This window comes from Clostridium lentum (assembly GCF_014287815.1).
GTDB lineage: Bacteria > Bacillota > Clostridia > Clostridiales > Clostridiaceae > Clostridium > Clostridium lentum.
Map to the genome: position 1 here is coordinate 35,764 of NZ_JACOOQ010000010.1, position 11,408 is coordinate 47,171.

Sequence of the window (11,408 nt, forward strand, 5' to 3'; positions counted from 1 at the left end):
TCCTAATACATTAAATTATATGCTTTATAATAATCAGGAATAATTATTATCTCCTCTTCTAAGTTAATAGCTTTTAATTTTTTATATAGTTTATTTTTATTTTCACTTTTAATAAGAAATATCTTCCCTTTAGTAATATTAAAGCTAAAATCATCATTAGTATACCTATATTCCAATTCTTTAATTAATTCATCATTTTTTATTTTATCCTTTAATTCTTGATTTTTATTAATTTCTTCTTTTACAACATCAATAAATTCAAGCTCACTTTCATCCATATATAGCAAATCGTTATTTATTGTATAAAGTGAACTTTTTTCTATATCCCATATAGTTCCTTTTATATACATATTTAAAATTAAAATACATACTGCTACTATTATCATTGTTTCAACTAGAATAAATCCTTCTTTTTCTGTTTTCTTTATATACATCTAATCCTACTTTCCCCTAATTCCGTAATTATTTCAAAGTATATTAAAGATTTTTTTGTATACACATTAAATTCTTTAACATTATTTAATATTACATTTTTTCCGCTACTTATCCCCTTAGAATCATGATTAATAGTTGATACCATAAGCTTATTACTACTAAAAAAAATTTTTCTAATTTTATAATAATCTTTTTCAAAATCAAGATCATATTTAATGATAATTTGATTATTTTCAGCTTTTATATCGCTTACTTCATAACCATTTATTATATTATCTAAATTTAACATAGCATTATCAAAATTATCTTCCAAAATGCTTTCTTTAGAATTGCTACAATAATCATTTATAACCTCACTATTAACCTTTATAATTATCAATAATAAACTCATTGAAATTCCTAATGAAATTATTACTTCCAATAAAGTAAAACCTTCATGTCTATTTGTAATACTCATCCATCAACCTATCCTTTACAAAACTTCGTTTACTTTCTACAGTATTTCCATAACAGACTTCTCTTAAACAGATATTAATTTTAATTCTGTCCTTATCAATATTATCAATAAGAATTACAATATCATCTCCTTTCTGAATCATTTCTAATCCTTCTGTTGTTAAGCATTTTAAAATATTATCCTTTGATAAAGAAATTACATTACTATTTGCTAAATTTTTTATTTCTTCAATACTTAAGTTATATTTAAGCTCCTCTTCTACTGCATAGGTAATTCTAGTAAATTCATCTTCCTTATTTTTTATCTCATGCCATTTATCTTTGCTTACAATAACTTGACAAATACCTAAAATCAATATAATAATCATTGCACTAGATAACATATTTTCAATTATAAGGCTTCCTTTTTTTCTTATCATAGTTATTCTCCATAATATACATTTATAGTATCAACACCAACAGATATGGTTATTTTATAAAAATTATTATAGCTATCACATATATAAATACTTCCAGAAGATAAAACTCCTTCATTAGAGCAATTTATACTATAGTTAGTAATAAAATTAAAACCTTTAGGTAATTTTAGTTTTTTAGAGAATTTTTTGCTAGGATCTACAAATTCTGCATAACCCTTATTTCTACAATTAATTATTACCGATGAGTTATTTTTATTACAATAAAATTTACTATAGCTTAAAAAATCACACATATTACTTACAGCTGTATGTGCCTTTATATTATTAATGGTAGCGTCTAAAATCTTCTTACCTCTAAATGACAATGAAAATACAACGATAATTATTGATATACTTATAAGTAATTCTAATAAAGTAAACGCCTTCTTATAATGAAACTTCATATTAATTCTCCAAATACAGGCAGTATAAAAACCACAATAAATATACATACAAATACACCAATAAATACAATAATTAATGGTTGTATCATGGATATCTTTTTATTTAAATCTTCTTGAATATTATTGAATAAAAATTTTTCAATTTGTATAAGTCTTAAATCTAAAGACCCACTTTCTTCTCCAAGTTTTATATGTGCTAAGGTATATTTAGAAAAGATTTTTGTTTGAGCCATAGAATCACTTAATCCATTGCCAGATATAACCTTATTCTTTATCTCTCTGACTACCGTATTATTATTTCCTAATAATTGTATTTCACTACAAAACTCTAATCCTTTAATTAAATTTACTCCACTCTTTATCACCACTGCTAAAAGCATAATGTTTATGTACTCCACAAATCTTTTATATATAGGAATTAAACAAAGAATCTTCAAAAATTTCTCTTTTAAAAACACTTTACAAATTATATATGGACATACCACTCCCCATAAGAAAAAATAAACACAACTTAAAGTTTTATTGTGATAAATAAAAGTTTTTAGATTAATGATAAAATTAAAACTTTTTGGCACATCTTTGCCTAAAGAAATATATACCTCTTTAAAGTTAGGTATAATTGCTATACTTAAAAAAATAATAACTGCTAAGGAGCTTATAAAGATTATTAAAGGATAAGATAACGCATTAATTAAAAATTTCTTAATAAAAGCCATCTTGCCATAAAACATACTTAACCCATTTAGTACTTCTGATATATTTCCTGTCTTTTCACCAACACCTACCATTTCCACAAAGAAATTAGGAAATAACTCTCCTTGACTTTTAAAGGCATCCTCTAAAGAAATACCACTTTTAATTCTTCCTTTTATTTTAAATAATGCTCGTTTATATTTGTCTCCTATATCCAAATCAGCCAATAACTCAAAAATATATACAAAAGGAAGACCATCACCATATAGCTTAGCTATATTATCGGCAATTACTGATAAGCTATTCCAATTAGCCTTCCGTTTTGAAACTTCCTTCATAATCAAACTCTAGCTCCTCTCTATCAATAAATTCCATATAATCAAGCCTAGAAATTTTACCATTTATCAATAAATTATTTAAATTATCTACCATTTGGATATTGGTTAATATGGTATTATCATCATAAATTTTAACCAGTTTTTTCTTTACATCCTTGGTGATTTCATTAATAGATATTATTAACGCTCTCCCTAAATAACCAGTGAAATTACATTTTTCACAACCAATTCCCCTTTTATATATTTTTGCTCTGCTACCTGTATAAGTTATAATTTCTTCCTCTTTACAGGAATCACATAGCATCTTAATAAGTCTTTGAGATATTATTCCCACAAGAGATTCTCTAATTAAATAACTCTTTATACCCATTTCCTCCAATCTTAAGTATACCTCTCTTGGTTCTGTTGAATGAATTGTTGTATATACTTTATGACCAGTAAGAGCTGCTCTTACAGCCATAACAGCAGTTTCTTCATCTCTTACCTCTCCAACCATTATCACATCTGGATCCTGACGCATTATACTTCTAAGCCCATTTGCAAAACTTACTCCTTCCTTGCTATTAACCATCATTTGATTAACTCCATTTATTATTACTTCTACCGGATCTTCAAGTGTTACAACATTAACTTCACTTTTATTAACATAATTTAATATTGTATATAATGTAGTAGATTTACCACTACCAGTTGGTAATAAATTTTAATATAACTAAAAATATCTTTATTAATATTATTTTAATGATATAGTTATATATGAAGTATTTCTCTATAATAATTTTGAAAACACAAAAAAGCAGGTAGTTAAATAATTTAATACCTGCTTTTTTCATATATTAATAGTTCTTTATAATTAACTCGGCATATTCTCCACGTGCTGATAGAGATCTAGAAACTGAATAATTTACTTTTACTTCTTCAATATTAAAATCCTTATACAATTCTCTAATAAAATCATGATCATTTATTGTTAATATAAACTTTCCTTTTAATTGTTTTAATTTATCTCTTAATAAGATATGTTCTTTTTCCCCAAATTCATTACCATATCCTGATGTTTGAAAGTATGGAGGATCTGCAAAAAATAATGTTTCCTCTCTATCATATTTTTCTATTATTTTTTCAAAAGATAAATTTTCAACATATGTATTACTTAATCTTTCTTTTATTTTATATAAGTAATCTGTTAAAAATATTTTTTGATTTGGAACTTTACTAGTTGCATATCCAAAATTATTGCCCTTGGATGCAAAGCTATTATTTATTAAATATAAAAACCTAATAGCTCTATGTATTTCTGTTAAGTGTTCTAATGTATAATTTTTATATTCTTCGAATATATCTCTACCCGTAAATTCATACTCTAATAATCTTTCTATTTCTGGACCATGATATTTTATCATTTTAAATAAATTAATTAATTCTTTATCTATATCATTTATAACTTCTACCTTTGACTTATCTTTACCAAAGTAAACCCAGCCTGCTCCAAAGAACAGTTCAACATAACATTTATGTTCTGGCATTATTTCAATTATATGTTTTCTTAACTGTGACTTGCCGCCCATCCACGATATTGGTGGTTTTAACATAATTATCACCTCAAGTATAATTATACAGAACACATGTTCTGTTATCAAGAATTATTTTTAAAAGATAAAAAATGCAGGTAACAATTAAAAACTTACCTGCATTTATATAAAGTCATTAAAAATTAATATCCGTTAAATCATTTTTATTTGACATATAATCAATTGTATTATCATATTTAATAATATCATACGCTGATTTTTTTAGTATATCTATAATTATATTAAACTTTCTATCATCTACATCCACATCATAAACAAAAATAGTATTATATATATCTGATAACTCTTTAGCTGTATACGCCCATGCTTTTGCAGAACTCACTAATCTATCTAATTTTTTATTTTCAAATTCAAAAAATTTAAATGCAAAATTATCAATAATATAATCATATTGAATAGATTCTTGATGTTCACCCATTATTTTTTTTACGGAATATGGTATTTCATTTGATTTCATAAGAGTTTTCATATATTTAATTTGTTGATCTTTCTTAGGTCTATCTTTTTGATCGTAATCATATCTTAGAAAAATTTTTTTATTAAATTCAACAAAAGAATCAAAGTTATCTGTATGCTCTTCATAAATTTTAGAAAATCTCATTTCATTACGAAACTTTTTTGTATATTCCGAAATGTTAAAATGTAGTGTTTCCTTAAATAATGAATCTTTTACTTCATCCTTAATTCCATTTAATAATATCTTAAATAATATCATATTAATTTCATCATCAAAGTTTTTCAATCTGCTCCATTTAGATATTGTTTCTAATCTTCTTTCATCAGTATCTAAGTTGTGAAATAATATTCCAATATTGATACTTTCATTAGTTACTAATTTATATTTTAATACGGAAAATAACACTTTCACTGTTAAATACCTCCTGAATATTTTGTATAATTTATTATCATATCAACCATATAATCTATATTTCTTAATCTATATAAAATATATTCCTTTAGTTTTAATATATCCTCATCCTTATATCTCCATACTTTTGGAATTTCATTAATTATATCATCTAACAAATTTCCATTAATTATATTTTTAAATCTATCAGCAGCTTTTCTTAATGCCGTTTCATTTAATATATTAAAATGATGAAAATACTTATATACTTCTTTATAATTTAGTTCTAAGATAATTTTATCTTTATAATCCTCATTATCAATTGATTCTTGAAGGTTTTTACTATTCCAATTAAAAACATGAGAATGATCTATTATATACATTTTAAAACTATTAAGATTGTTACTATAATCAATCAGCAAATTTCCTTCATGCCTATCTGCATTATAAATTAAATGATCAAATAAAATAATATCATTAATTTCCTCCTTATTAATTATATTATTAATAATTGGCATAGAATTAATCAAAGCATTAGCATTATGTACTTTTTCACTATAAAATGCTATTCCCTCAATGCTTTCATCATAATCAATGCAATCAATAACATCTTCTATATCTATTGTATTATCTATTAAGCATATTCCACCATTGGGTATAGTTAATCCTAAACTTTGTGCAAGCCTTAAAGAAATATATTCATTTATTAATACTTTATTTGCCCATCTACTCCCAAATGTTTTTACATATACATATTTACTACCAATTTTAGCTTCAAAAGGGTCTGTAGCTGCTTCAATTCTTTCTATAAGTTTATCAACTTTCTCCATTAAATCTCTCCCGTAATATTTGCATTTTATAATTAACTTAGATATAATGGATTTAATTATAAAAATACAATTTCATTAGAAAGCACTACTGATTGGTCGTCAAAGTGCTTTCTTTCATTTTATAGCCTATACATATATGTTGCAACACCTTCGACAATTTCTCTTATCCTTCAATTATATTTAATTAACTTTATTTGATATTTGTTAATTTAATTATATATTATATAAATACACTTTACAATTTTTACATTTAATATTTTAAAGGCTAAGAACTACATCCTTAACTATTCCCTACTTCTACTTACTTAATATTTCTTTTCTATTTCTTAATATCTCTTCAAATTCTTCTATATCTTCAATAGTTACTCTGTTTTTTAAGAAACTTCTAGCTCTAGATCTATCACTAAGATATTTTGCTCTTTCTTTATTTTTTTCTTGCCATTTTTTATTAGCTTCAGTTTGTGCATTTACTTTTTCACTCATATAAACAACTCCTTACTTAGAATACAGTTTTAAATATTATTATTCCTAAGGCAAAGATTAATCCTAATAGCCTTATTATTTGAAAAATTAAACTTATTATTTCTTTTGCTAAACTACCTTTAATTTTCATATTGCATTTAAAAGGATAAAATGATATTTTATTAGTAGGGAGTAAACCTCCCTATTTGTTAAAGTAAGCTTTCTAGTACCATTTTGATGACTGCTACTAGAGTGCCTATTTCTAAGATGAGTTCAGTTAGTGCCGTAATCACTTTCTTGAACTCTTTTATTTTATCCTCCATTCCCTCACCTCCTAAGTATATTATACTACGCATAGTATAAATGGTCAATAGTTTTACATAAAAAAATAAGGCTAAAATAAGATTTTCTCTAACTTTAGCCTTTAATTTTATATAAAAATATATTATAATTTTATTTAGATATTTTTATGTTTAAATGGAAGCAGAAGAATTTTATTTCAAGTTTAAATTCTTTAAAAGACTTATATGGTGTGAACATATAAGTCTTTTTTATATGTAAAAAGCTAGGTACTTTCACATACCTAGCTTTAATTTCTAAATACAATTTAAATATTGTTCTCCTGCTCTGCTTCTACTTGCTACATATCTTCTTACTCCAGAAGTACTTACATAACTTATATAGTAATATTTATTTGTTACATAAACACTATCGTAATTTATTTCTTCTCCTTTATAATATACTGCAACTGGCTCGTTATTTTCTGTACTAGGTACATTTCTTACATTTAATTCATCAACTATAACTGTAGCTACACCTGTTTCTGCATAACTTCTTTCTAATACTTCAGATTCACTATTGGATTTACTATAAATACTATTACCACTATCATCAAATACACTATATCCTTTGTTTTGATCTGCACATTTCTTAGCATTATTTAAATCACTAAATGCCCCCTTTTGACTTGTAGCATCACTCCATGATTTTCTTACTCTATATATTTGCTTTGCTGAAGTAGAATTATTTTGATCTCCTTGTATTGTTCCATTATATGCTTCTTTAACCATATTCATAAATCTATCCCACCCTGAATCTAAAGTTCTATGAGGACAATATTTACCACTATGCTTTTGATGTGTATAAACTCTATCAAATCCCCATCCAAATTCTTTTAATAATTTAGCTACTATTATAGCTGCATTCTTTTCAGATTTAATAAATCTATCTCCACCACTTTTACTATAACAAATTTCTATAGCTATTGTTTTTCTATTTCCAAATCCATTACCTCCATCTCCTGCGTGCCAAGCATTTCTATTAAAATCTATTAATTGAATTGCTTCAACATCATCTACTGCAATATGGAAAGATACTTCATTATTATTTGACTTCATATAACTTGCTTCATTTCTAGCTGATGCATCATTTGCAGTATTATGTACTGTTATACCTTCTGGTACCATACCATATGGGCATTTACACTCATATTTATTTTCATTTACCACTTCTTTTTTTATTTCCACTTTTAATTCCTTCTTTCATTAATTATTTTTTATAAAATTAAAAGGACACACTATTGTGCATCCTTCTTTATATCTTCAATATTAATATTATCTAATTTATCATTGTAAACTTTTAGTCCTTTACTAAGCCACATAGGTACTTTTGCACCACATTCAATTAAATTTTCTATTATACTAGATAGCTCTTTTAATATCATTACTACAAGTATTACATAAACTATAAAATGTGATATTGGAACTAATTTTGCAATAATAATGCATATCAATAAAAACATTAATTCAGCCATGCTCCCAAACATACCATCTCTTAAACTTCTACTTTTAAATTTACCCCTTTTCCAAGACTTAAATGATCCTGTTGCAATGTCAAACGCAACTAATACTGAAAATATAATATATATTGCTTCTAATGTAACTTGCTCTTTTATTTGTAAAATTAAATCTAAATCCATTTTTCATCCCTTCTTTCATTAAATAAAAAGAGACTAGAATTTCCTCTAATCTCTTTATTGGTTGACAAAATCATATTAAATTCCTAAAAAATTAAACTTTTTATTGATTTAACGAACAATATAAATCAATTGCGAATTATTTATTCATCAAGCAATGATAAATAAAAGTTGGTATTACTTCATCAGCTATCATTTTGTAACCAACCCAACTTGGGTGCAGCCATTCTTTAACCACTTTTCTAGTTTCGTCTGAATTATCATATACTTTTTCATAAACATATTCATATGCATATTTACTATCAAATCTTAAACATGAAGGGATATAGTAAGCATTGTTAATTTGTGATAATGCTAACTCTAATTTTGAATTATAATCAAATATATCTTTTCTATAATAGTAAAAATTAGTAAATTCATTATCTTCAGATAATGTTACAAGTCCGTCAACTATTACTTTGCAATTTGGATACGAAGCGTGTATATAATTCACTAATTCAACTATCCTACTGACTATTTCATTATTCCCTTGTTCTCCAACTAAATTATCTGTCAACTTATCATTAACACCTAAATGTATATAAACATAATCTAAACCATTTACATTTACAACATTATCACAGTAGTATTTAAAATCAACTTTTCTAGTTGTAGGATTCCAAAATGGGTTATTTGGAAACTCGGGTCTTAAAAGTGAAGGGTCGTTTATAAAGTCATATGCTCTATAACCACCATGCCCTTCATATCTATTACCACTATTTGTATTTGTGTCAGTATATTGTCCTACATAATTTATATTAGTAACACCTAATTCTTTTAATTTATTTACAATTACATCAACTATCCCACCAGATTGAATGAAACTATCCCCTAAAATCATAAAATTTTTAACACTATTATGGTTTATATCTTTTATATTCGCAACTTTTATATTTAACCTTTTTTCACTTATTACTTTTGTTAAATTATCATTATATAATGAAAAATCTATATAACTATCGCTAGTTATTCCTTTATATTTAAAATAATCTTTAAAGTGATGTTTGTACCAAAAACCACTCGATTTAAGGTATGGATATTCACTTTTTAATTCATCATCTATAAAAGATGAATAAGGAATTTTTAATTCTTCACCATTTAATATATAATAATTAGATGGTAATGATAAAGAAGCTACTATAGTTTCTAAATTTGCTAATCTACTTTCATGTACTTTAATTTTACTAACTTGGTAGCCATCATATAATCTAAAAAAATCTTTAAGTGATGTATCACTAAGCTCAGTTCCCTTCGTTAATAAAATTCTATATTTACTATTTGTGTTATCGAAAGTTGCTTCTTTATCATAATAAACTCCTAGTTTTGTGATTGTGTCATCGTCATTGTATTTTACAAGTGTAAACCCAACATTTGATGATTCTGCTGTATTTACTATAGTTAATATTTTAGAAGATAAAGAGAATTCATTACTTACTAAACTGTATTTGTTATTTAAATTTTCATTACCATTTGCATGTACACTACCTATTTTAAATGTTAAATTTAAATGCGTAGCCATTTCTAACTCATTAATTACATTTGATACATTATTATTAACATTCTTAAACTGTTGTCTAATAGCTTCACCAGAAGAGTCATATTGTATACCATCTGCACCAATCCTTATATCAATAAGTTCAGCGTCACCGGTTGTACTCCCATCTGGTAAAGCAATTATATTATCTATTCTTTTTCTTTCAACTTCTAATTCATTTTTATTCGCCTTAGTATCCAATTGTTCGTCAACGCCATCTAATCTTTTACCTAAAGTTTCAAATCCATTTCTAGCTGCTGCAACTTCTGCATTGCTATTTCCAGCATTAATTATTAGATCATCGAAAGTTCTCTCAAGTTTTTCTTGATTTTTAGAAGTACTTTCAGTTTCTTGATTTATTTTATTTAATCCATCATGTATGGATTGTCTTACATCCTTACCAAATATAGCGTTTTTTATTTTATCTAAGTGTTCTTGTATACTTGCCATTTTATTCCTCCTTACAATTGAATGCCTGATATATGAATATTAATACCAGCACCTTTAGCCTTAAATGAATTAATAATTAAAGGACTATTCAATATCTTTGTTTCTTTAGTTGAAAGCCTAAATAAAAAAGTAACACCATCAATGTTAAGTGTTACCTCTTTTTCTGTAGCATTAGAGTTATGTAATAGAATTGTTTTAACTATAGCTCCAGCTGAATTGGTATATAAACTTTCTTCAGTATCAGTTAATGTTTTAGCTGCTATTCTTTTTTCTTGCATCCTTTTATACCTCCATTGCTATTCTTCTAGTTAATTTATCAAGTTTAGTATTAATTGCCACTAAAGTATTTGCAATAACATTTATAGCATCAACATTGGCTTGCACTACTTCACTTAAGTTTCCTAGATTTTGATTAGCTACATTTAATACTTCTACTGTATTATTAAGTTCTGTAGAAACTGAATTTAATACATTAACAGTTGTTTGTACTGTAGATTTAACATTTTTAACTTCTTTAGCTGTATTAATTGTGTCTAGTTGATAATCTTTTATATCTTCAAATTTATCACCTACTGTAAAGCTTGAGCTTTGAGGAGAGTTAATATCTAAAGTTTTCTCTATAATTCTTAATTCTTCATCTATTCCCATAACTGGATTAACAACTCTATGAGCATTTCCTATGTTAAAAGAATCAATATCTAGCCCAATAATAGATAAATCTAAAGTATCAATTTTATGCTTTTTCTTTATTCTATTATTCTCTTTAAGATATGCTTTCCCTTTAGATAATAAATTTTCTACTATAGTTACATTATCAAATGAAACTGAATCAGCTATTATTCCAAACTCTTCTATAGCTTCAACATCATCAATATAATTTAATCCATTATTTATA

General features: G+C 25.4%; 14 protein-coding genes and 1 pseudogene. All 15 read right to left on the reverse strand.

The features are described 5' to 3' along the window. Positions 1–2: 2 nt before the first annotated feature. The 15 genes and pseudogenes from H8R92_RS07040 to H8R92_RS13595 all read right to left on the reverse strand — a co-directional run bounded on the left by H8R92_RS07040 (position 3) and on the right by H8R92_RS13595 (position 11,407). Positions 3–434, reverse strand: a complete 432-nt coding sequence (locus tag H8R92_RS07040; protein WP_022212622.1) for a hypothetical protein — start codon at positions 432–434, stop codon at positions 3–5. Beyond that, entirely contained in the window at positions 425–892 is a 468-nt protein-coding gene (locus H8R92_RS07045; protein WP_022212623.1) for a prepilin-type N-terminal cleavage/methylation domain-containing protein, read from the reverse strand. The genes H8R92_RS07040 and H8R92_RS07045 overlap by 10 nt, the downstream gene beginning before the upstream one ends. Further along, complete coding sequence (locus tag H8R92_RS07050) at positions 876–1,310, reverse strand: hypothetical protein (RefSeq protein WP_022212624.1); 435 nt, start codon at positions 1,308–1,310, stop codon at positions 876–878. The genes H8R92_RS07045 and H8R92_RS07050 overlap by 17 nt, the downstream gene beginning before the upstream one ends. A gap of 2 nt (positions 1,311–1,312) precedes the next feature. Continuing rightward, positions 1,313–1,753, reverse strand: a complete 441-nt coding sequence (locus H8R92_RS07055; RefSeq protein ID WP_022212625.1) for a prepilin-type N-terminal cleavage/methylation domain-containing protein — start codon at positions 1,751–1,753, stop codon at positions 1,313–1,315. After that, positions 1,750–2,784 carry a type II secretion system F family protein gene (locus H8R92_RS07060; RefSeq protein WP_186835065.1) on the reverse strand — a complete coding sequence of 345 codons (1,035 nt, stop codon included), beginning with the start codon at positions 2,782–2,784 and terminating at the stop codon, positions 1,750–1,752. The genes H8R92_RS07055 and H8R92_RS07060 overlap by 4 nt, the downstream gene beginning before the upstream one ends. Then, positions 2,756–3,466 (reverse strand): annotated as a pseudogene (locus tag H8R92_RS07065) (GspE/PulE family protein); the annotation flags it as partial. The gene H8R92_RS07060 and the pseudogene H8R92_RS07065, both read right to left, overlap by 29 nt. A 154-nt stretch (positions 3,467–3,620) precedes the next feature. After that, on the reverse strand, positions 3,621–4,376 hold the full coding sequence (locus H8R92_RS07070) for a DNA adenine methylase (protein ID WP_186835066.1): 756 nt from the start codon (positions 4,374–4,376) through the stop codon (positions 3,621–3,623). Positions 4,377–4,491: 115 nt separating this feature from the next. After that, positions 4,492–5,244, reverse strand: a complete 753-nt coding sequence (locus H8R92_RS07075) for a DUF3037 domain-containing protein (protein WP_186835067.1) — start codon at positions 5,242–5,244, stop codon at positions 4,492–4,494. Positions 5,245–5,246: 2 nt separating this feature from the next. Further along, positions 5,247–6,053 carry a HipA family kinase gene (locus H8R92_RS07080; protein ID WP_186835068.1) on the reverse strand — a complete coding sequence of 269 codons (807 nt, stop codon included), beginning with the start codon at positions 6,051–6,053 and terminating at the stop codon, positions 5,247–5,249. 297 nt (positions 6,054–6,350) lie between these two features. Then, positions 6,351–6,536 (reverse strand): hypothetical protein, encoded by a 186-nt coding sequence (locus tag H8R92_RS07085; RefSeq protein WP_186835069.1) that lies wholly within the window; start codon positions 6,534–6,536, stop codon positions 6,351–6,353. Between the two features lie 575 nt (positions 6,537–7,111). Continuing rightward, positions 7,112–8,041, reverse strand: a complete 930-nt coding sequence (locus H8R92_RS07090; protein WP_186835070.1) for an N-acetylmuramoyl-L-alanine amidase — start codon at positions 8,039–8,041, stop codon at positions 7,112–7,114. A 50-nt stretch (positions 8,042–8,091) separates the two neighbouring features. Continuing rightward, on the reverse strand, positions 8,092–8,493 hold the full coding sequence (locus H8R92_RS07095; RefSeq protein WP_186835071.1) for a phage holin family protein: 402 nt from the start codon (positions 8,491–8,493) through the stop codon (positions 8,092–8,094). A 136-nt stretch (positions 8,494–8,629) separates the two neighbouring features. Then, positions 8,630–10,513, reverse strand: coding sequence for an SGNH/GDSL hydrolase family protein (locus tag H8R92_RS07100; protein ID WP_186835072.1), 1,884 nt, complete (start codon positions 10,511–10,513; stop codon positions 8,630–8,632). Between the two features lie 11 nt (positions 10,514–10,524). Beyond that, positions 10,525–10,791 (reverse strand): hypothetical protein, encoded by a 267-nt coding sequence (locus tag H8R92_RS07105; protein ID WP_186835073.1) that lies wholly within the window; start codon positions 10,789–10,791, stop codon positions 10,525–10,527. 4 nt (positions 10,792–10,795) lie between these two features. Further along, positions 10,796–11,407: a phage tail protein gene (locus tag H8R92_RS13595; protein WP_186835122.1), complete on the reverse strand. Its 612-nt coding sequence runs from the start codon at positions 11,405–11,407 to the stop codon at positions 10,796–10,798. Position 11,408 lies beyond the last annotated feature (1 nt).

What these genes read in the sequence shown, in the direction of transcription:
- H8R92_RS07085 (WP_186835069.1), bottom strand. Translation starts at nt 6,536, where the DNA reads ATGAGTGAAAAAGTAAATGCACAAACTGAAGCTAATAAAAAATGGCAA.
- H8R92_RS07040 (WP_022212622.1), bottom strand. Translation starts at nt 434, where the DNA reads ATGTATATAAAGAAAACAGAAAAAGAAGGATTTATTCTAGTTGAAACA.
- H8R92_RS07045 (WP_022212623.1), bottom strand. Translation starts at nt 892, where the DNA reads ATGAGTATTACAAATAGACATGAAGGTTTTACTTTATTGGAAGTAATA.
- H8R92_RS07070 (WP_186835066.1), bottom strand. Translation starts at nt 4,376, where the DNA reads ATGTTAAAACCACCAATATCGTGGATGGGCGGCAAGTCACAGTTAAGA.
- H8R92_RS07080 (WP_186835068.1), bottom strand. Translation starts at nt 6,053, where the DNA reads ATGGAGAAAGTTGATAAACTTATAGAAAGAATTGAAGCAGCTACAGAC.
- H8R92_RS07105 (WP_186835073.1), bottom strand. Translation starts at nt 10,791, where the DNA reads ATGCAAGAAAAAAGAATAGCAGCTAAAACATTAACTGATACTGAAGAA.
- H8R92_RS07100 (WP_186835072.1), bottom strand. Translation starts at nt 10,513, where the DNA reads ATGGCAAGTATACAAGAACACTTAGATAAAATAAAAAACGCTATATTT.
- H8R92_RS07050 (WP_022212624.1), bottom strand. Translation starts at nt 1,310, where the DNA reads ATGATAAGAAAAAAAGGAAGCCTTATAATTGAAAATATGTTATCTAGT.
- H8R92_RS07095 (WP_186835071.1), bottom strand. Translation starts at nt 8,493, where the DNA reads ATGGATTTAGATTTAATTTTACAAATAAAAGAGCAAGTTACATTAGAA.
- H8R92_RS07055 (WP_022212625.1), bottom strand. Translation starts at nt 1,753, where the DNA reads ATGAAGTTTCATTATAAGAAGGCGTTTACTTTATTAGAATTACTTATA.
- H8R92_RS07060 (WP_186835065.1), bottom strand. Translation starts at nt 2,784, where the DNA reads ATGAAGGAAGTTTCAAAACGGAAGGCTAATTGGAATAGCTTATCAGTA.